This window comes from Methylosinus sp. LW4 (assembly GCF_000379125.1).
GTDB lineage: Bacteria > Pseudomonadota > Alphaproteobacteria > Rhizobiales > Beijerinckiaceae > Methylosinus.
Genome location: NZ_KB900626.1, coordinates 2,595,501 through 2,614,368, shown reverse-complemented (window position 1 = coordinate 2,614,368; position 18,868 = coordinate 2,595,501). Strand labels below are relative to the sequence as shown.

At 64.6% G+C, this 18,868-nt stretch carries 15 protein-coding genes; 9 read left to right on the top strand and 6 right to left on the bottom strand.

Going from position 1 to position 18,868, the window contains the following annotated elements; translation table 11 throughout:
* Positions 1-121 precede the first annotated feature (121 nt).
* The 7 genes from METLW4_RS0113120 to pgeF all read left to right on the top strand — a co-directional run bounded on the left by METLW4_RS0113120 (position 122) and on the right by pgeF (position 9,239).
* Positions 122-1,912 carry an acyl-CoA dehydrogenase C-terminal domain-containing protein gene (locus METLW4_RS0113120; protein WP_018266673.1) on the top strand — a complete coding sequence of 597 codons (1,791 nt, stop codon included), beginning with the start codon at positions 122-124 and terminating at the stop codon, positions 1,910-1,912.
* Positions 1,913-1,999: 87 nt separating this feature from the next.
* Positions 2,000-3,208 (top strand): acetyl-CoA C-acetyltransferase, encoded by a 1,209-nt coding sequence (locus METLW4_RS0113115; RefSeq protein ID WP_018266672.1) that lies wholly within the window; start codon positions 2,000-2,002, stop codon positions 3,206-3,208.
* 25 nt (positions 3,209-3,233) lie between these two features.
* Positions 3,234-5,441, top strand: a complete 2,208-nt coding sequence (locus tag METLW4_RS0113110) for a 3-hydroxyacyl-CoA dehydrogenase NAD-binding domain-containing protein (protein ID WP_018266671.1) — start codon at positions 3,234-3,236, stop codon at positions 5,439-5,441.
* A complete protein-coding gene (locus METLW4_RS0113105) occupies positions 5,441-6,487 on the top strand; it encodes an aldo/keto reductase (protein WP_018266670.1) in 1,047 nt (348 codons plus the stop codon). The genes METLW4_RS0113110 and METLW4_RS0113105 overlap by 1 nt, the downstream gene beginning before the upstream one ends.
* A gap of 66 nt (positions 6,488-6,553) precedes the next feature.
* Positions 6,554-7,375, top strand: a complete 822-nt coding sequence (gene lgt / locus METLW4_RS0113100) for a prolipoprotein diacylglyceryl transferase (RefSeq protein WP_018266669.1) — start codon at positions 6,554-6,556, stop codon at positions 7,373-7,375.
* On the top strand, positions 7,372-8,454 hold the full coding sequence (locus METLW4_RS0113095) for a class I SAM-dependent methyltransferase (protein ID WP_018266668.1): 1,083 nt from the start codon (positions 7,372-7,374) through the stop codon (positions 8,452-8,454). The genes lgt and METLW4_RS0113095 overlap by 4 nt, the downstream gene beginning before the upstream one ends.
* Complete coding sequence (gene pgeF, locus METLW4_RS0113090) at positions 8,451-9,239, top strand: peptidoglycan editing factor PgeF (RefSeq protein ID WP_018266667.1); 789 nt, start codon at positions 8,451-8,453, stop codon at positions 9,237-9,239. The genes METLW4_RS0113095 and pgeF overlap by 4 nt, the downstream gene beginning before the upstream one ends.
* Before the next feature lie 22 nt (positions 9,240-9,261).
* Here pgeF and METLW4_RS0113085 read toward each other — a convergent pair whose 3' ends face one another.
* From METLW4_RS0113085 to carA, 3 genes are read right to left on the bottom strand one after another with little or no spacing between them, the layout of a single operon-like run.
* The gene (locus METLW4_RS0113085; protein WP_018266666.1) at positions 9,262-9,624 is read right to left on the bottom strand and encodes a HepT-like ribonuclease domain-containing protein; all 363 of its coding nucleotides are present in this window, start codon (positions 9,622-9,624) and stop codon (positions 9,262-9,264) included.
* Positions 9,624-9,917, bottom strand: coding sequence for a nucleotidyltransferase family protein (locus METLW4_RS0113080; protein WP_018266665.1), 294 nt, complete (start codon positions 9,915-9,917; stop codon positions 9,624-9,626). Before METLW4_RS0113080 ends, METLW4_RS0113085 begins: the two co-directional genes overlap by 1 nt.
* Before the next feature lie 16 nt (positions 9,918-9,933).
* Entirely contained in the window at positions 9,934-11,124 is a 1,191-nt protein-coding gene (gene carA, locus METLW4_RS0113075; protein ID WP_018266664.1) for a glutamine-hydrolyzing carbamoyl-phosphate synthase small subunit, read from the bottom strand.
* Between the two features lie 135 nt (positions 11,125-11,259).
* Between carA and METLW4_RS0113070 the strand changes: the two genes are divergently transcribed.
* Both METLW4_RS0113070 and METLW4_RS0113065 read left to right on the top strand, forming a co-directional pair.
* Positions 11,260-11,709: a GatB/YqeY domain-containing protein gene (locus METLW4_RS0113070; protein ID WP_018266663.1), complete on the top strand. Its 450-nt coding sequence runs from the start codon at positions 11,260-11,262 to the stop codon at positions 11,707-11,709.
* A 369-nt stretch (positions 11,710-12,078) separates the two neighbouring features.
* Positions 12,079-13,167 (top strand): hypothetical protein, encoded by a 1,089-nt coding sequence (locus METLW4_RS0113065; protein WP_018266662.1) that lies wholly within the window; start codon positions 12,079-12,081, stop codon positions 13,165-13,167.
* A 20-nt stretch (positions 13,168-13,187) separates the two neighbouring features.
* On the opposite strand, the gene metH is transcribed toward METLW4_RS0113065, so the two are convergent.
* Genes metH through METLW4_RS0113050 form a run of 3 tightly spaced genes read right to left on the bottom strand, consistent with a single transcriptional unit; the run spans position 13,188 to position 18,816 of the window.
* Entirely contained in the window at positions 13,188-16,910 is a 3,723-nt protein-coding gene (metH, locus tag METLW4_RS0113060) for a methionine synthase (protein ID WP_018266661.1), read from the bottom strand.
* Complete coding sequence (metF, locus tag METLW4_RS0113055; protein ID WP_018266660.1) at positions 16,907-17,803, bottom strand: methylenetetrahydrofolate reductase [NAD(P)H]; 897 nt, start codon at positions 17,801-17,803, stop codon at positions 16,907-16,909. Before metF ends, metH begins: the two co-directional genes overlap by 4 nt.
* A complete protein-coding gene (locus METLW4_RS0113050) occupies positions 17,803-18,816 on the bottom strand; it encodes an ArsR/SmtB family transcription factor (protein ID WP_018266659.1) in 1,014 nt (337 codons plus the stop codon). The genes metF and METLW4_RS0113050 overlap by 1 nt, the downstream gene beginning before the upstream one ends.
* Positions 18,817-18,868: the final 52 nt, after the last annotated feature.

The following is an 18,868-nucleotide window of genomic DNA, read 5'->3' as shown; positions in this document are numbered from 1 at the left end:
CGCGTTCGGCGTCGCGTTTTCGTAACCGGGACAGGGGCATGATCGTCGACGAGCCGGCCGACCACCGGGAAAACGCCTATATCGAGATATCACTTAAAGGATCCGCGCAGGGAGGGCTCTCATGCCGATCTACAAGGCCCCGGTGGACGACACGCTCTTCCTCTTGAACGACGTCCTGCATTTCGAGCGTTACGGCGATCTGCCCGGCTTCGCCGACGCTGCGCCCGACGTTCTGGCGCAGATCATCGGCGAGGCGGGGAAGATCTGCGAGGAGCGGCTGCAGCCCTTGAACCGCAGCGGAGACGCCGAAGGCTGCCGGGTGAACGCGGCCGGCGATGTCGCGACTCCCGCGGGCTTCGAGGAGGCCTATCGCGAATTCGTCGCCGGCGGCTGGGTGGGGCTGGCGGTCCCGCCCGAATATGACGGGCAGGGCCTTCCTTATACGTTGGCCGTGGTGATGAATGAATTCGCCTCGGCGGCCAACATGTCCTTCGCAATGTATCCGGGCCTGACGCAAGGCGCGCTCGCCGCGCTGCTGCGCCATGGCAGCGAGGAGCAGAAGCGCCTGTTCGCGCCGCCCATGGCGGCGGGCCGCTGGACCGGCACGATGAATCTCACCGAGCCGCAATGCGGCACCGATCTCGGCCTGCTCACCACCAAGGCGAGCTTGCGCGAGGACGGCTCCTATTCCATCACCGGGCAGAAGATTTTCATCTCCGCGGGCGAGCATGATCTTTCCGAGAACATTATACATCTGGTGCTCGCGCGCATCGAAGGCGCGCCGGCGGGGGTGAAGGGCATCTCCCTCTTCATCGTGCCGAAATACGAGGTGAATCCCGATGGGACGCTCGGCGCGCGCAATGCGGTGCGCTGCGGCGCGCTCGAGCATAAGATGGGCATTCACGGCAACGCCACATGCGTGATGAATTATGACGGCGCCAGGGGCTTTCTGGTCGGCGAGCCCAATCGGGGCCTCAATGCGATGTTCGTGATGATGAACGAGGCGCGGCTCGGCGTCGCCGTGCAGGGACTCGCGCAATCGGAGGTCGCCTATCAGAATGCGGCCGCCTACGCCAAGGAGCGCCTGCAAGGCCGCGCGCTCACCGGCGCGAAGAACGCCGGCGGCGGCGCCGATCCCATCATCGTGCATCCCGACGTGCGTCGTGCGCTGATGGAGATGAAGGCCTTCAACGAGGCGGCGCGCGGCCTCGCTCTCGCCACCGCGCTGGACAGCGATATCGCGCATCGATCAGAGGACGCCAAGGCGCGTCAGGCGGCGGACGATCGTCTCGGCCTGCTGACGCCGGTGCTGAAGGGCGTGCTCACCGATCTCGGCTTCGAGAGCGCGGTGAAGGCGCAGCAGATATGGGGCGGGCACGGCTACATAGACGAGAATGGCGTCGAGCAATTCGTGCGCGACGCCCGCATCACCATGATCTATGAGGGCGCCAATGGCATTCAGGCGCTCGATCTCGTCGGCCGCAAATTGCCCAAGGACAATGGCCGCGCCGCAATGGCCTATTTCGCGGAGGTGAGCGACTTCATCGCCCATGAGAGCGCCGACGAGATGAAGCCCTTCGTGGGGCCGCTGAAGGCCGCGCTCGGCGATTTGCAAAAGGCCACGATCTGGCTGATGCAGAATGCGCTCGCCAAGCCCGACAATGGCGCCGGCGCATCTTATGATTACATGCATCTCTTCGGCCGCGTGGCGCTCGGCTACACATGGGCGCGCATCGCCCGCGCCGCGCTCGACAAGAAGAAGGAGAGCGCCGGCGACGGCGCCTGGCTCGACGCCAAGCTGACGACAGGCAGATTCTTCATGGAGAAGATGCTGCCCGAGACGAGCTTTCGTCTGGCGCGCATCACGGCGGGAGTCGATACGCTGATGAGCCTGCCGGCGGAGATGTTTTGACGAAGCGAATAGGGAGTAGCGAATAGCGAATAGAGAGGCGACTATTCGCTATTCGCTACTCCCTATTCGCTCTGAGAGGAGTTCCTCATGCCCGAAGCCTATATCTACGACGCCGTGCGCACGCCGCGCGGTCGCGGCAAGCCCGATGGCTCGCTGCATGAGGTGTCGAGCCTCGGCCTCGCCGTCACCGCTCTTTCGACGCTGAAGGAGAGGAACAATCTCGACGGCGCGCCGGTCGATGATGTGATCCTCGGCTGCGTCGATCCGGTCGGCGAGGCGGGCGGCGACATCGCCCGCGCCGCGGCGATCTCCGCCGGCTATGGCTATGATGTGCCCGGCGTGCAGATCAATCGCTTCTGCGCGTCCGGTCTCGACTCGGTGAATTTCGCGGCGGCGCAGATCATGTCCGGCCAGCACGAGCTGACCATCGGCGGCGGCGTCGAGAGCATGAGTCGCGTCGGCATCGGCGCCTCCGGCGGCGCTTGGCCGGTCGATCCGACCATCGCCATTCCCTCTTACTTCATGCCGCAGGGCGTCTCCGCCGATCTCATCGCGACGAAATACGGCTTCTCGCGCGACGATGTCGACGCCTATGCAGTGCAGTCGCAGCAGCGCGCCGCGCGCGCCTGGGAGGAGAAGCGCTTTTCGAAATCCATCGCGCCGGTGAAGGACGTCAACGGCCTCACTATTCTGGATCGCGACGAGCATATGCGCCCCGCGACCGATATGCAGTCGCTCGCCGCGCTGAAGCCGTCATTCGCTTTCTTCGCCGAGCAGGCGGGCTTCGACGCGGTCGCCATTCAGGCGCATCCCGATGTCGAGAAATTGACCCATGTGCATCACGCCGGCAATTCCTCCGGCATCGTCGACGGCGCCGCGGCGGTTCTGCTCGGCTCGCGCGAGGCGGGCGAGCGCCATGGGCTGAAGCCCCGCGCGCGCGTCCGCGCCTTCGCCAATATCGGCTCGGAGCCGGCGCTGATGCTGACCGGCCCGGTGGATGTGACGAAGAAGCTGCTCGCCAAGGCCGGCATGAGCCTTTCCGACATAGACCTCATAGAGGTGAACGAGGCTTTCGCCGCCGTGGTGCTGCGCTTCATGCAGGCTTTCGGCCTCGACGATTCCAAGGTGAATGTGAATGGCGGCGCCATCGCCCTCGGCCATCCGCTCGGCGCCACGGGCGCGATGCTGGTCGGCGTGGCGTTGGACGAATTGGAGCGCAGCGGCAAGTCCACGGCGCTGGTGACGCTCTGCATCGGCGCGGGAATGGGAACCGCGACGATCATCGAGCGCGTGTGAATTTCAAGCCTGCGGGAGCGACCCGATGAACCTCGTCAATTTCCGTTTCGAGACCGGCGCCGATGGCGTCGCTCTGCTCACTTGGGACAGCCCCGAACGCTCGATGAACGTCATCACATTCGAGGTGATGGACGAATTGGAAAAAGTCATCGGCGAGGTGGCGAGCAACGCCGAGATCAAGGGCTGCGTGATCGCATCGGGCAAGCCGGCCTTCTCCGGCGGCGCCGATCTCTCCATGCTGCAGAAGAGCGCGGTGGAATACGCCAAGGCCGTGCGCGAGCAGGGCGAGGAGGCTGCGATGAAGCAGTTCTTCGAAGGCGCGCGCAGATTGTCGCTGCTCTATCGCAAGCTCGAGACCAATGGCAAACCCTTCGCCATCGCCATTCACGGCGCGTGTCTCGGCGGCGCTTTCGAGCTCGCGCTCGCCTGCCATTATCGCGTGCTCTCCGACTCCGACAAAACCAAGGTCGGCCTGCCGGAAATCAAGGTCGGCCTCTTCCCCGGCGCCGGCGGCACGCAGCGTATCGCGCGGCTGATGCAGACGGGCGACGCGCTGCAATTGCTGTTCAAGGGCGAGCAATTGAAAGCGTCCAAGGCAAAGGCCGCCGGACTCGTTCACGAGCTCGCGCCGCAAGGCGAGATCGTCGAGCGGGCGCGCGCATGGATCGTCAATGGCGGCAAGGGCAAGGCGCCTTGGGACGTCGAAGGCTTCAAGCCGCCGTCCGGCCGCGTCTATTCGCCCGGCGGCATGATGGTGTGGCCGGCCGCCAACGCCATCTATCGCCGCGAGACCTTCGACAATTATCCGGCCGCCAAGGCGATATTGCACAGCGTCTTCGAGGGGCTGCAATTGCCTTTCGATCTCGGCTTGCGCGTCGAGGCGCGCTGGTTCGCGCATATTCTGCGCTCCAAGCAGGCCGCGGCAATGATCCGCTCGCTCTTCCTCTCCAAGAATGAGCTGGAGAAGGGCGCGCATCGGCCGAAGGAAATTCCGCCGGCGAAATTCGCCAAGATCGGCGTGCTCGGCGCCGGCTTCATGGGCGCGGGCGTCGCTTATGTCAGCGCGCTCGCCGGCATAGAAGTGGTGCTGATCGATCGCGATCAGGAGAGCGCCGACAAGGGCAAGGCGGTGATCGACAAGCTCATCTCCGGCCAGGTCTCACGCGGCCGCGCCACGGCGGCGGACAAGGAAGCGCTGCTTTCGCGCATCACCGCGACGCCGGATTATGAGAAGCTCGCCGGCGCCGATCTCGTCGTCGAGGCCGTGTTCGAGGAGCGCGGCGTGAAGGCGGAAGTGACGAAGAAAGCGCAAGCGGTGGTGGGGCCGGATGTGATCTTCGCCTCCAACACCTCCACTCTGCCCATCACCTCGCTGGCCGAGACGTCGCTCCGCCCCGAGAATTTCGTCGGCATTCATTTCTTCTCGCCGGTCGAGAAAATGCTGCTCGTCGAGGTGATCCGCGGCAAGAAGACCAATGACCGCGCCGTGGCGACGGCGCTCGACTTTGTGCGCGTGCTGAAGAAGACGCCGATCGTCGTCAATGATTCACGCGGCTTCTACGCCAATCGCTGCGTGCTGAATTTCGTGCGCGAAGGGCAGATCATGCTCACCGAAGGCGTGCCGCCGGCGATGATCGAGACCGCCGCGCGCATGGCCGGAATGCCGGTCGGCCCGCTCTCGCTCAATGACGAGATCGCGCTCGATCTCGCCTGGAAGATTCATCTCGCGACCAAGAAGGATCTCGGCGAGGCCGCCGTCGATCCGACGCAGGAGCGCGTGCTGCATTTCATGGTGGAGCAGGAAGGGCGCCTCGGCCGCAAGAACGGCAAGGGTTTCTATGATTATCCAGCGAGCGGCAAGAAAAGCCTGTGGCCGGGCCTCGCCGCGCTCGCCGACGAGAAGCTCGATCCCGACGCGATCGATGTGGAGGAGCTGAAGCAGCGCTTCCTCGTCGTGCAGGCGGTGGAAGCGGCGCGCGTTTTGTTCGAGGGCGTCGTCACCGATCCGCGCGAGGCGGATGTCGGCTCCATTCTCGGCTTCGGCTTCGCGCCTTTCACCGGCGGCACTTTGTCTTACATCGACGGCGTCGGAACGGCGGCCTTCGTCGCCATTTGCGACGCGCTCACGCAGAAATACGGCGAGCGCTTCGCCGCGCCCGCCGAGCTGCGCGACATGGCGAAAAAAGGCGAGAGCTTCTACGGCAAATATGGCGCGCAGGCGAAGGCGGCGTGATGCGATACAATCAGCTCGGCCGCACAGGCCTCTTCGTCTCGGAAATCTGCCTCGGCGCGATGACGTTCGGCGAGGCGGGCGGCGCGGGCATCTGGGGCGCGATCGCCGATGTCGATCAGCAGGCGGCGACGCGCATCGTCGAGCGCGCTTTTTCGGCCGGCGTCAATTTCATCGACACGGCCGACGTCTATTCCTTCGGCCGCTCGGAGAAGATGGTGGGGCAAGCGCTCGTCGATCTCGGCGTGAAGCGCAAGGACGTCGTCATCGCCACGAAATTCTATGGCGAGTCCGGCGCCGGCCCCAATGATCGCGGCGCCTCGCGCGGGCACATAATGGACAGCGTCGAGGCGAGCCTCGAGCGCTTGCAGACCGATCACATCGATCTCTATCAGATCCACGGCAATGACGCCGTGACGCCGATAGAGGAGACATTGCGCGCGCTGGACGATCTCGTCTCGCGCGGGCTGGTGCGCTACATCGGCCTTTCCAATTGGCAGGCTTGGCGCATCGCCAAGGCGCTCGGCGTCTCGGAGCGGTTGGGCTATGCGCGTTACGAGACGGTGCAGGCCTATTATTCCATCGCCGGCCGCGATCTCGAGCGCGAGATCGTCCCGCTTCTCACAGAGGAGAAGCTCGGCCTCATGGTGTGGTCGCCGCTCGCCGGCGGCCTGCTCTCGGGCAAATATGGACCGGGCGCGCCGGAGGGCGCCGAGGGACGCCGCGTCTCTTTCGACTTTCCCCCCGTCGACAAGGATCGCGCCTGGGCTTGCGTCGCGAAGATGCGCGAGATCGGCGCGAAGCATGGCGCGAGCGTCGCCGAAGTGGCGCTCGCCTATGTTCTCGCCAAGCCTTTCGTCACCACTGTCATCATCGGCGCGAGGCGCATCGATCAGCTCGAGCAAAACCTCGCCGCCGTGAAGCTGCAGCTCGATGCGCAGGATATGGAGCGGCTCGATGCGGGGAGCGCGCTGGCGAAGGAATATCCGGGCTGGATGCTCGAGCGTCAGGGCGCCTTTCGCCGTCCTGCGCCATTCGAGCCGAAATGAAGCGGTCATGACAGACGCGCCATCGCGCGCTAAGCTCGCGGCCATTCGCTGCAACCACGAGTCGTCATGCCAATCCTCGCGCTTCCCTTTCCGATGATCGATCCAGTTCTGGTCGAGCTCGGACCGCTGCCCATACGCTGGTATGCGCTCGCCTATATCGCCGGGCTCGCGCTCGGCTGGCTCTATGCGCGCCGCCTCGTCTCGCGCGAGCATTTATGGGGAAATGTCGTGCATCCGTCACGCGAGAGCCTCGACGATCTGCTCGTCTATGTCGCGCTCGGCGTCATCATCGGCGGGCGGCTCGGCCATGTGCTCTTCTATGAGCGCGCCTTCTATTTCGCGCATCCCGAAGAGATCGTGAAAACCTGGAAAGGCGGAATGGCGTTTCACGGCGGGCTGATCGGCGCGATCGTGGCCATGACGCTGTTCGCATGGCGCGAGAAGATTCTCGCGCTCACCGTCGCCGACATTTGCGCGACCGTCGCGCCGATCGGCATTTTCTTCGGCCGCCTCGCCAATTTCATCAAGCCGGAGATGTGGGGCCGCGAGAGCGACGTTCCTTGGGCCATGGTGTTTCCCGGCGCCGGCGATGCGCCGCGCCATCCGAGCCAGCTCTATGAGGCGGGGCTCGAGGGCGTCGCGCTCTATATTCTGCTCGCCATTGCGGCGCAGCGCGGCGCGCTGAAGCGGCCGGGCCTCGCCACCGGACTCTTCGGTCTGGGCTATGGCGCTGCGCGCATCGTCAGCGAATTCTTTCGCGAGCCCGATCCTCTGTCGGAGGCTTTGGACAATGGCCTCACAATGGGCATGGCGCTGTCCGCGCCGATGATGCTGATCGGCGCCGCGCTCATAATCTATGCGCTGCGCCCGCGGAGAGTCGCCGCATGAGCGCCTTGCGAGAAGAAATCCTCGAGCTCATCGCGCAGGAGGGGCCGATCACGCTCGAGCGCTACATGACGCTCGCGCTGTCGCATCCCACCAAGGGCTATTACACGACGCGCGATCCTTTCGGCGCCGGCGGCGATTTCATCACCGCGCCGGAGATCAGCCAAATGTTCGGCGAGCTCATCGGCCTGTTCGCGCAAGAGGCGTGGCGCGCCGCGCGCTCGCCTGCGCCGCTGCGGCTCGTCGAGCTCGGTCCGGGCCGCGGCACGCTGATGGCGGATGCGCTGCGCGTCGCGCGCATCGCGCCAGATTTTCTGTCCGCGCTGGACGTGCATCTCGTCGAGACGAGCCCTGTGCTCGAGGCGCGGCAGCGGCAGACGCTCGCCAATGCGCCGGCGCACGTCTCCTGGAGCGCCGATGTCGCGCGCATTCCCGATGGGCCGGCGATCATCATCGCCAATGAGTTTTTCGACGCGCTGCCGGTGCGCCATTTCGTGCAGACGGAGCGCGGCTGGAGCGAGCGGCTCGTCGGCATGGACGAGAATGACGCGCTCGCTTTCGGCGTCGGCGAAAGCGTCGAGGCCGATCTCACCGTCGCGGCGCCGGAAGGCTCGATCATAGAGATCGGCGCGATCGGCGCGCGCATCATGCGCGATATCGCCGCGCGTCTCGTCGCGCAGGGCGGGGCGCTGCTCGTTGTCGACTATGGCTATACGCAGACGGCGCTGGGCGAGACATTGCAGGCGGTGTCGCGCCACGCCTATGTCGATCCGCTGGAGGCGCCGGGCGAGGCCGATCTCACCACCCATGTCGATTTCGCTGCGTTGGCGCGCGCCGCGACGGCGGCCGGCGCGAAAGTGCAAGGGCCGGTGACGCAGAGCGCGTTTCTGCGCCAGCTCGGCGTCGTCGAGCGCGCCGAAGCTTTGAAGAAACGTGCGACCACAGAGCAGCGCGCCGAGATCGACATTGCGCTCGCGCGTCTCATCGGCGCCGGCGATCCCAAGCGCGACATGGGTGAATTGTTCAAGGTCATCGCCGTGACGCATCCCGATATGCCGCTTCTGCCAGGGTTTTTCCAATGACCGAGACAATGGAGGCGCTGGACGCGCTCGGCGCCGGCAATCTCGCTCTGCCGGGCGTTCGCCACGCTTTCTTCACGCGCGCCGGCGGCGTGTCGGAGGGTGTCTACGCTTCGCTCAATGGCGGCGTCGGCTCCAATGACGAGGCCGCGCGCGTCGCCGAGAATCGCGCGCGCATGGCGCGGCGCCTCGGCGCGAAGGCGCATCGTCTGCTCGTGCCCTATCAGATTCATTCGCGCGACGCGCTCTTTGTCGCCGAGCCTTGGGCCGAGACGGAGCGGCCGCGTTGCGACGGCCTCGTCACCAATGTCGAAGGGCTGGCGCTCGGCGTCACCGGCGCCGATTGCGGAATGCTGCTCTTCGCCGACGCAAGCGCGGGCGTCATCGGCGCCTGCCATGCGGGATGGAAGGGCGCGCTCACCGGCATGATCGAGGCGACGATCGCTCTGATGGAAACGCATGGCGCGCATCGCGCCGATATCCATGTCGCGCTCGGCCCGGCCATCGGCCGCGAGAGCTACGAGGTGGGCGCGGAATTCGTCGAGCGGTTCCTCGCCGAGGATGCGGGCTTTGCGCCTTTCTTCACGCCATCGACGCGCGATGGGCATTCCATGTTCGATCTGCCGTCTTTCATCACGCGGCGCGTCGAGGCGGCGAATGTCGCCTCTTTCGAGAATTTGCGCATCGACACTTATGCGGACGAGGCCCGCTGCTTCAGCTACCGTCGTAGCGTGCATCGCAAGGAGCCGGATTATGGGCGGCTGGTGTCGGCGATCGCGATCGGGTGAGGGGCGGTCATCGCTACGCGTATCAATCAGAAACAGGCTTTTTTCGTAAGGATTCGAGTTCCGCACGGCAGACTTTTTCCAATGGTTGGAGGTCGCTCTGCGCGAGCTTCCACAGGACTGCGGCGGCGACTGTCTCGTAGCTATGCCGCAGCACATTGCCGATGCCGGCCACCTTGCGCCAGGGAATTTCAGGGTGACGCGCCTTCAGCTCATCGTCGAGATGGCGGCTCGCTTCGGAAATGATCTCGACGCCACGCTCGACGAGCCATTGTCGTCGCCAATCAGCTTCGAAATCCTCGAGCGAGGCCTCGGCCATGCACTCGTGAATATGCTCTATCGCTTCGATGATGTCCTGCAGGCGCGGAACATTCGAAGAGATTGCCATCAGAACACACGCAATGCGGTCTTTTCGATCCGCTCCCGCAATGCTTTGTGCAAGCTGTCGCGCGTCATGATGTCGACCGGGCTCCCCAGAAGGTCGTAAGCATAATCCTTTAAGTCCATCAGCTCGAAAAGGCCGAGCTCGCCTTTTCGATAGTCGAAAAACAAATCGACATCCGATGTGGAGCCAGCTTCGTCGCGAGCGGTCGAGCCGAACAGATAGAGACTGAGCACGCCGAGCCGCCGCAACTCGGCTTCATGCGCTCTCAGTCGTTCTATGGCTTCGTCGCGTCTCATGGCTTTCTCTATCTGCTCACGCCCGCGCCTTCTCCATCATATCCACAAAGCGCGCGAAGAGATAATGGCTGTCCTGCGGGCCGGGGGAGGCTTCCGGGTGGTGCTGCACGGAGAAGGCCGGGCGATCGGCCAGCGCAATGCCGCAATTGGAGCCGTCGAACAGCGAGCGATGCGTCTCGGCGACATTGGCCGGCAGGCTGTCGCGATCCACGGCGAAGCCGTGATTCATCGAGACGATCTCCACCTTGCCTGTGGTGAAATCCTTCACCGGATGATTGGCGCCGTGATGGCCCTGCGGCATTTTCTGCGTCTTCGCGCCGACGGCGAGCGCCATCATCTGATGGCCGAGGCAAATGCCGAAGGTGGGAATTTTCGCCGCCAATAGCTCGCGAATGGTCGGCACGGCGTATTTGCCGGTCTCGGCCGGATCGCCCGGCCCATTGGAGAGAAACACGCCATTGGGCGAGAGCGCGAGAATATCCTTGGCGCTGGTCGTCGCCGGCACGACGATCACCTCGCAGCCGGCCTCCGCCAGCAGCCGCAGAATATTGCGCTTCACGCCATAATCCACGGCGACGACGCGGAGTTTCTTCCCGCCGCGCTTGCCATAGCCTGTGGCCTGCCGCCAGACGGTCTCGTCCCATTCATAGCGCGCGGGCGCGGTGACGGAGGGCACGAGATCCATGCCGTCTATGCCCGGCCAGGCGGCGGCCTCGGCGCGCAGCGCGGCGAGGTCGAACACGCCGTCCGGCGCGAAGGCGATGACGGCGTTCTGCATGCCCTTCTCGCGGATCAGCGCCGTCAGCGCGCGCGTGTCCAGGCCGCAAAGGCCGATGATCCCCCGCGCCGCCAGCCATTCGCCGAGCGGCCGCAGCGCGCGATAATTGGACGGATCGCTCGACGGCGCGGCGACGATCACGCCGCGCACGCCGGAGCTTCTGTCGAGATCGACGGTCTCGACATCCTCGTCATTGACGCCGACATTGCCGATATGCGGAAAGGTGAAGGTGACGATCTGCCCGGCGTAGGAAGGATCGGTGAGGATTTCCTGATAGCCGGTCATTGCGGTGTTGAAGCAGACCTCGCCGACGGCCGCGCCGACGGCGCCGAAGCCGAAGCCGAAAATCGCCTCGCCGCTGGCGAGAACCAGAACCCCCGTGTGGACCGGAACCGTCCAACCCGTCGCTTCGTCTTGATCCGGGCTCATCCGCGCTCTATGCCTCACCCTCATCCGCCGGCGCGCCGCCATCGGGCGCCCGCCATCCCTCGAAAAATCTAGATTGCCGCGATCCCTTCGGATCGCAAGCACGTCTAGAACATTTCACTGCGAAGTGGAAATACAATGCGCGAACGTTTCACGGCCGACCTCAAGGCGGCGATGAAGAGCGGCGAAAAGCAGAAGGTCGAGACGATCCGCATGATCACCGCGGGGCTCAAGGATCGCGACATTGAGGCGCGCGCCACGGGCAAGACGCCGGGCGACGACGATATTCTCGCTCTGCTGCAGAAAATGGTGAAGAGCCGCCAGGAATCGGTGGAAATCTACGAGAAGGGCGGCCGCCCCGAGCTCGCCGAGAAGGAGCGCGCCGAGATCGCCGTGATCACGGAATATCTGCCCCAGCAGCTCGGCGAGGCCGAGGTCGCCGAGGCGATAAAGGCCGCCATCGCCGAGACCGGCGCCGCCTCGATCAAGGATATGGGCAAGGTCGTCGCCGCGCTCAAGGCGAAATACACGGGCCGCATCGACTTCGGCAAGGCCAGCGCCGCGGTGAAGGCGGCGCTCGGGGGCTGAGGGCGATCGCGGCGCTCGGCGGCGTCGCGCGGGGCGTAACGCTTTCACAGCGCACCGATTTTCTTCTTCGTGAAGAGTCGGGGCGCTGTTCTGCGTGAAAAATGTCTTCCATTATATTCAAAAGCAGTATTTATTTCGTAATCGGCATACGGTGTTCTTTTTATCGTAATTCGTGAGCGGGCGACGCGTATGGACCGCAAGAATGCAGCAATCGAAGAAATAAGAATCCTTCAAGGAATTATCGCGAGGCATGAGAACCTCGCATTTCGTGTCAAAGGGTTTTTTGGAACCGTTGTCGCCGGTTCCGCCGCAGCGGTTTACTCTCGATTTATCACTGTCGATAGGGTCGAGTTCGTCGAACTCGCCATCATGGTCTACGCCGCCTTTTCGATTTGGCTGCTCTACCACCGGGCGGTGGTGGTGAAGGCCGGCAAGCGGGTGGAAGCCATAGAGGCGGGCTTGGCGGCGACCGCGCGTGGCGACCCGGAAGCGCATGACTGGCAGCTCTATAAGACGCTGGGCTCGATAGGTCCAAAAGACATCGGTCCCGCGCTCGATTTTCAGGCGGCGGTTCCACTTGTTGCTGGCTTGGTCATCCTCGTCGTGTTCGTGTTGGTCGCCCCGGTGAGACCGTCCTCGAGCAGCGCCGTTCCGATCGAAAGTCCGAGATGTCCCGCGGTCGAATGCGTGCAGCGGAAGGCGCCTTACTCAGGCGATCCTTACAATTTCGACGCATCCTTCGCATTGACGCTCGCGTCGATTTTGACGGGAAGCGTCCTCATCGGATTGCGCAGAGGCGTCGCTCCGACGACGGCTGGATTCGCGCTATTCGCGATGGCGGGTGGCATCCAGGCGGCGGTCGTGAAAAATCTGAAGGTCGATAGTTTTCTGAAGGCGAATTTTGAAAATCTCGTCAAAGCGCAATTCGAATTGCAGGTCCCTGTCGAGCCCAAGACGGGGGATCGCTTCGTCTCTACTCGGTTGGGCGCGATAACGAATTTCAAGAAAGGCCGCGCCTCCTTCGATCGCGAAGGGTTCGAGGACGATGCTTTGCGCGCGGCAGAGCGCGACCTCGAGAGCATTTGCGCGCGATGGAAAAGCGCCACGCCGCCGGATGGCGCGGGGGTCGTCTTGATCGTCGGGGCGACGGACCGTCTTCCTTTGTCAGGCGAGACGAAAGCGCGTTACGAGGCCAATGCCGGTCTCGCGCGGGCGCGCGTCGAGGCCGTGAGAGCGCGTCTCGACGAGGATTGTTGGAAAGCGGGCGCGAAGGCGCCCGATCGAGACAATATTATTGCGCTCGTCTCTGGCCCGCGTGTGACGCCGTCGTCCGCGGAGATTGCGCGAGCGACGCGGCCGCTCGGAGTTCCTTCCGACCGCCGCGTCGATATCTGGCTGATGACGAGCACGTCGGCCGCACGCGAGAAGGCGGACAATGGCGGAGGCTTCGATTTTTGATCGAGTCTACAACCCGCGCCTCACTCCGCCGGCTCGGCCACGCGAGTCTCATAGTTGAGCACGGGGGCGAGCCAGCGCTCGATCTCGGCGGCGGAGACGCCCTTGCGCGCGGCGTAATCCTCCACCTGATCGCGCTCCACTTTGGCGACGCCGAAATAATGCGCCTGCGGATGCGCGAAATAGAGGCCGCTGACCGATGAGGCCGGCGTCATCGCATAGCTCTCTGTCAGCGTGACGCCGGTGCGCTTCGTCGCCTCCAGCAGGCTGAAGAGTGTCGCCTTCTCCGTATGGTCGGGCTGCGCCGGATAGCCGGGCGCCGGGCGAATGCCGCGATAATCCTCGCCGATCAGCTGCTCCGGGGTCAGCGTTTCGTCCGCCGCATAGGCCCAGAACTCGCGGCGCACGCGCGCGTGCATGCGCTCGGCGAAGGCTTCGGCCAGACGATCGGCTAGCGCCTTCACCATGATCGCCCCGTAATCGTCATTGGCGCGGGCGAAGCGCTCGGAAATCTTCGCCTCTTGCGCGCCGGCGGTGACGACGAAGGCGCCGATATAATCCGCCTTGCCGGAGCCCTCCGGCGCGACGAAATCGGCGAGCGCGACATTGGGCTTGCCGTCGCGACGCGTGAGCTGCTGGCGCAGCGTATGCAGCGTCGCGAGCCGCTCGACGCGACCCTCGCCCGTATAGAGCGCAATGTCGTCGCCCACGGCGTTGGCGGGCCAGAAGCCGATGACGGCCTTGGGATTGAACCAGCGTTCTTCCACGATGCGCGTCAGCATCGCCTGCGCATCCTCGAGCAATTGCCGCGCCGCCGGCCCGCGCTCGGGATCGTCGAGCAGAGCGGGATAGCGGCCCTTGAACTCCCATGTCTGGAAGAAGGGCGTCCAATCGATATAGGGAACCAGCTCCGCGACATCATAGGAAGCGAAGACGCGCGCGCCGAGGAATGTCGGCTTGGGCGGCGCATAGGCGGCCCAATCGATCTTCAGCGCATTGGCGCGCGCGGCGGCGAGCGAGACGCGCTGCTTGTCGGCCTGCGCGCGCGCATGAGCCTCGGCGACCTTCTCATATTCCACGCGCGTCTTGGCGACATAGTCCGCGCGCGAAGCTTGCGACATCAGCGCCTGCGCGACGCCCACGGCGCGCGAGGCGTCGGTCACATAGACCGCCTGGCCCTTGGTGTAATTGGGGCTGATCTTCACCGCCGTATGCACGCGGCTCGTCGTGGCGCCGCCGATGAGCAGCGGCGCGTCGAATCCTTCGCGCTCCAGCTCGGAAGCGACGAAGCACATTTCGTCGAGCGAGGGCGTGATGAGGCCGGAGAGGCCGATGATGTCGACCTTTTCGGCCTTCGCCGTCTCGAGAATCTTGGCGGTCGGAACCATCACGCCGAGATCGATGATCTCGAAATTATTGCAGCCGAGCACGACGCCGACGATATTCTTGCCGATGTCGTGGACGTCGCCCTTGACGGTCGCGAGAAGAATCTTGCCGGCCGAGGAGCGGCTCTCCTTATTCGCCTCCATGTAAGGCAGGAGATGCGCGACGGCCTGCTTCATCACGCGCGCCGATTTCACCACTTGCGGCAGGAACATTTTGCCCTGGCCGAAGAGATCGCCGACGACATTCATGCCGGCCATCAGCGGACCTTCGATCACATCGAGCGGACGCGTGCTCGAGAGACGCGCCTCTTCCACATCCTGCTCGATATAATCGGCGACGCCATTGACCAGCGCATATTCCAAACGCTTCTCGACGCTCGCTTCGCGCCACGCCGCGTCCTTCTCCGCCGCCTTCGCGCCCGCGCCTTTGAAGCGCTCGGCCATCTCGACGAGGCGCTCTGTCGCATCGGGGCGGCGGTTCCGCACCACATCCTCGCAGGCCTCGCGCAGCTCTGGGTCGATCTTCTCATAGACGGCGAGCTGGCCGGCGTTGACGATGCCCATATCCATCCCCGCCGCAATGGCGTGATAGAGGAAGACGGAGTGCATCGCCTCGCGCACCGGCTCATTGCCGCGGAAGGAGAAGGAGAGGTTGGACACGCCGCCGGAGACATGCGCATGCGGCAGCGTCGTCTTGATCGCGCGCGCCGCGTCGATGAAATCGACGCCGTAATTGCTGTGCTCGTCTATGCCGGTCGCGACGGCGAAGATGTTGGGATCGAAGATGATGTCCTGCGGCGGAAAGCCCACTTCCTGCGTGAGAATCTTATAGGCGCGGCCGGAGATTTCCACCTTGCGAGCGAAAGTGTCGGCCTGTCCCGCCTCGTCGAAGGCCATGACGACGACGGCGGCGCCATAGCGCTTCACCTTGGTCGCCGCCTCGATGAATTTCTCCTCGCCTTCCTTCAGCGAGATCGAGTTGACGACGCCCTTGCCCTGCAGACATTGCAGGCCGGCCTCGATCACCTCGAATTTCGACGAATCCACCATCACCGGCACGCGGGCGATATCGGGCTCGGCGGCGAGCAGATTCAAGAATTCGACCATCGCCTTTTTCGAATCGAGCAGGCCTTCGTCCATATTGACGTCGATGACCTGCGCGCCATTGGCGACCTGATCGCGCGCCACATCCAGCGCCGCGGCGTAATCGCCGGCGGTAATGAGCTTGCGGAACTTCGCCGAGCCGGTGACATTGGTGCGCTCGCCGACATTGACGAAGGGAATGTCCTTGGTCAGCGTGAAAGGCTCGAGGCCTGCGAGGCGCAGCAGCGGCGCGATCGTCGGAACAGCGCGCGGCGCGACGCCCTTCACGGCGCCGGCGATGGCGGCGATATGCGGCGGCGTCGTGCCGCAGCAGCCGCCGACGACATTGACGAGGCCGGATTTGGCGAATTCGCCGACCAGCTCGGCCATATATTCCGGGCTCTCGTCATAGAGGCCGAATTCATTGGGCAGGCCGGCGTTGGGGAAGGCGCAGATGCGCGTGTCGGCGATGCGCGAAACCTCGGCGATGTGCTGGCGCATCTCGCGCGCGCCGAGCGCGCAATTGAAGCCGATGGAGAAGGGCTTTGCGTGCGCGATCGAGTTCCAGAAGGCGGCGGCCGTCTGGCCGGAGAGCGTGCGGCCGGAAAGATCGGTGATGGTGCCGGAGATCATCACCGGAAAGCGCGTGCCGACCTTCTCGAAAGCATCCTCCACCGCATAGATCGCCGCTTTGGCGTTCAGCGTGTCGAAGATCGTCTCGATCAGGAGAATATCGGCGCCGCCCTCCAGCAGGCCGAGCGCCTCCTCGAGATAGGCGGCGCGCAGATCGTCGAAAGTGACGGCGCGAAAGCCGGGATTGGAGACATCCGGCGAGATGGACGCTGTGCGATTGGTCGGCCCCATGGAGCCGGCGACGAAGCGCGGCACGCCGGTCTCGCGCGCCACCTCGTCGGCCGCCGCGCGGGCGAGGCGCGCGCCTTCGTAATTGAGCTCATAGACGATATGCTCGAGGCCGTAATCGGCCTGCGCGATAGAGGTGCAGGAGAAAGTATTGGTCTCGATAATGTCGGCGCCGGCCTCGAGATAGGCGCGATGAATCGCCTTGATCGCCGCCGGCTGCGTCAGCGTCAGCAGATCATTGTCGCCGCGCAAATCCTTCGCATGATCCTTGAAACGCTCGCCGCGGAAATCGTCCTCGGTGAATTTGTGGCGCTGGATCATCGTGCCCATGGCGCCGTCGAGCACGAGAATGCGCTCGCTCGCCGCCTTCTCCAGCGCCGCCTGAATCTTCGGTCCGTGGGTCTTGTCGAAACTCATGCTGCGGCTTTCTCGGTGACGGGGCGCACGCCCAGAAGATGACAGATCGCGAAGACGAGATCGGCGCGATTATTGGTGTAGAAGTGGAATTCTCTCACGCCGTTCTCGGCGAGGCCCAGCACCTGCTCGGCGGCGACCGCTGCGGCGATGAGCCGGCGCGTGACGGGATCATCGTCCAATCCCTCGAAGCGATGGGCGAGCCAATCGGGCACGCTCGCGCCCGCCTTGCGCGCGAAATTCGCCGTCTGCTTGAAGTTCTGCACCGGCATGATGCCGGGCACGATCGGGATCATGATTCCCCGCGCGCGCGCCTTGTCGAGAAAGCGCAAATAAATATCGTTCTCGAAGAAGAATTGCGTGATGGCGCGCGTCGCGCCGGCGTCGATCTTGGCCTCGAGCGCATCGAGATCGTCGTCGATCGTGCGGCTCTCGGGATGACCTTCGGGATAGGTGGAGACGGAAATTTCGAAATCGCCGATGGCGCGAATGCCGCGCACCAGCTCGGTGGAGCTGCGATAGCCTTGCGGATGCGGCTCGAAGCGCGTGCCGACGCCGGTCGGCGGATCGCCGCGTAGCGCGACGATATGGCGGACGCCGGCGTTCCAATAATCGCGCACGATCTCGTCGATCTCCGCGCGCGCTGCGGAGACGCAGGTCAGATGCGCGGCGGGCAGAATGTCGGTCTCGGCGGCGAGGCGCGCGACGATATTATGCGTGCGCTCGCGCGTGGAGCCGCCGGCGCCGTAAGTGACGGAGACGAATTTGGGCTTCAAAGGCGCGAGCCGCGCGATCGACTCCCACAGCTGCGCCTCCATCTCCGGCGTCTTCGGCGGGAAGAATTCGTAAGAAATATCGAAATGGCCCGGAGGCCACAGGCTGCGATTGTCGGACATCATGCGGTCTCGAAGCTGGCTTTGGGCAAAGGATCGGCGATGACGCGAGGATCGCGCGCCAGCCACAGGGATACGGTGAGCTTCGCGCCGTCGTCGGCGGAAGGCGCGAGATCGCGATGGCGCAGAATCTCCAGCCCGGCCTGCTCCAGCAGCGTCGTGACCTCCTGCTGCGAGAAGCCGAGGCGGCGATGCGCATGCTCGTCGCGCAAGGTCTCCTCGCGATGCGGCGCGAAATCGACGACCAGCAGACGGCCGCCGGGCGCGAGCGTGCGCGCCGCCTCGCGCAGCGCGCGGCCAGGATCGTCGAGATAATGTAGAACCTGATGCACGATGACGAGATCGCAGCTGTTTCGCTCGATCGGCAGCGCATACATGTCGCCCTGGCGCAGCTGCACATTGCGCGCGCCGGCTTTTTCCAGCCGTCCGCGCGCGACGCCGAGCATTGCGGAGGAGAGATCGACGCCAATGGCCTGCTCCGCCTGCGGCGCGAACAGTTCCAGCATGCGGCCGGCGCCGGCGCCGAGATCGAGCAGGCGGCGCAGCGGCGCCTCGCCCACCGCCTCGCGCATGGCGGCCTCCACCTGCGCCTCCGGCACATGCAGCGAGCGTATGGCGTCCCATTCGGGCGCATGCTCGGCGAAATAGCGGGCGGCGGCGTCGGCGCGGGCCTGCCGCACCTCGGCGAGACGAGCGCGGTCGCCGGCGACGCGCGGGTCCAGAGGATCGAGCCAGGAGACGACGCTGCGGGCGATCTCGCCGGGCGCGTCGGCGGAGGCGAGGCGGAAGAAGGCCCAGGCCCCTTCACGGCGGCGCTCCACCAGCCCGGCCTCGACCAGCAGCTTCAAATGGCGGGACACGCGCGGCTGCGACTGGCCGAGAATGGCCACGGCCTCGCTCACCGTCAGCTCGGTCTCGGCCAGCAGGCCGAGCAGGCGCAGACGCGTCTCCTCGCCCGCCGCATTGAGCGCGGCGAGCGCGGGTTCGAGAAGAAGAGGTCGCCTCACATCGGTCATTTGGCGTCGGCCACGGGCTTCGCTGATTAGATATAAAGATATCTATATGCGT

Excerpts from the sequence above, each read along its gene's own strand:
- METLW4_RS0113120 (WP_018266673.1), top strand. The coding sequence starts at position 122 with ATGCCGATCTACAAGGCCCCGGTGGACGACACGCTCTTCCTCTTGAAC.
- METLW4_RS0113065 (WP_018266662.1), top strand. The coding sequence starts at position 12,079 with ATGGTCTACGCCGCCTTTTCGATTTGGCTGCTCTACCACCGGGCGGTG.
- METLW4_RS0113050 (WP_018266659.1), bottom strand. The coding sequence starts at position 18,816 with ATGACCGATGTGAGGCGACCTCTTCTTCTCGAACCCGCGCTCGCCGCG.
- metH (WP_018266661.1), bottom strand. The coding sequence starts at position 16,910 with ATGAGTTTCGACAAGACCCACGGACCGAAGATTCAGGCGGCGCTGGAG.
- METLW4_RS0113080 (WP_018266665.1), bottom strand. The coding sequence starts at position 9,917 with ATGAGACGCGACGAAGCCATAGAACGACTGAGAGCGCATGAAGCCGAG.
- METLW4_RS0113115 (WP_018266672.1), top strand. The coding sequence starts at position 2,000 with ATGCCCGAAGCCTATATCTACGACGCCGTGCGCACGCCGCGCGGTCGC.
- METLW4_RS0113110 (WP_018266671.1), top strand. The coding sequence starts at position 3,234 with ATGAACCTCGTCAATTTCCGTTTCGAGACCGGCGCCGATGGCGTCGCT.
- METLW4_RS0113095 (WP_018266668.1), top strand. The coding sequence starts at position 7,372 with ATGAGCGCCTTGCGAGAAGAAATCCTCGAGCTCATCGCGCAGGAGGGG.
- pgeF (WP_018266667.1), top strand. The coding sequence starts at position 8,451 with ATGACCGAGACAATGGAGGCGCTGGACGCGCTCGGCGCCGGCAATCTC.
- METLW4_RS0113085 (WP_018266666.1), bottom strand. The coding sequence starts at position 9,624 with ATGGCAATCTCTTCGAATGTTCCGCGCCTGCAGGACATCATCGAAGCG.
- metF (WP_018266660.1), bottom strand. The coding sequence starts at position 17,803 with ATGTCCGACAATCGCAGCCTGTGGCCTCCGGGCCATTTCGATATTTCT.
- METLW4_RS0113105 (WP_018266670.1), top strand. The coding sequence starts at position 5,441 with ATGCGATACAATCAGCTCGGCCGCACAGGCCTCTTCGTCTCGGAAATC.
- carA (WP_018266664.1), bottom strand. The coding sequence starts at position 11,124 with ATGAGCCCGGATCAAGACGAAGCGACGGGTTGGACGGTTCCGGTCCAC.
- lgt (WP_018266669.1), top strand. The coding sequence starts at position 6,554 with ATGCCAATCCTCGCGCTTCCCTTTCCGATGATCGATCCAGTTCTGGTC.
- METLW4_RS0113070 (WP_018266663.1), top strand. The coding sequence starts at position 11,260 with ATGCGCGAACGTTTCACGGCCGACCTCAAGGCGGCGATGAAGAGCGGC.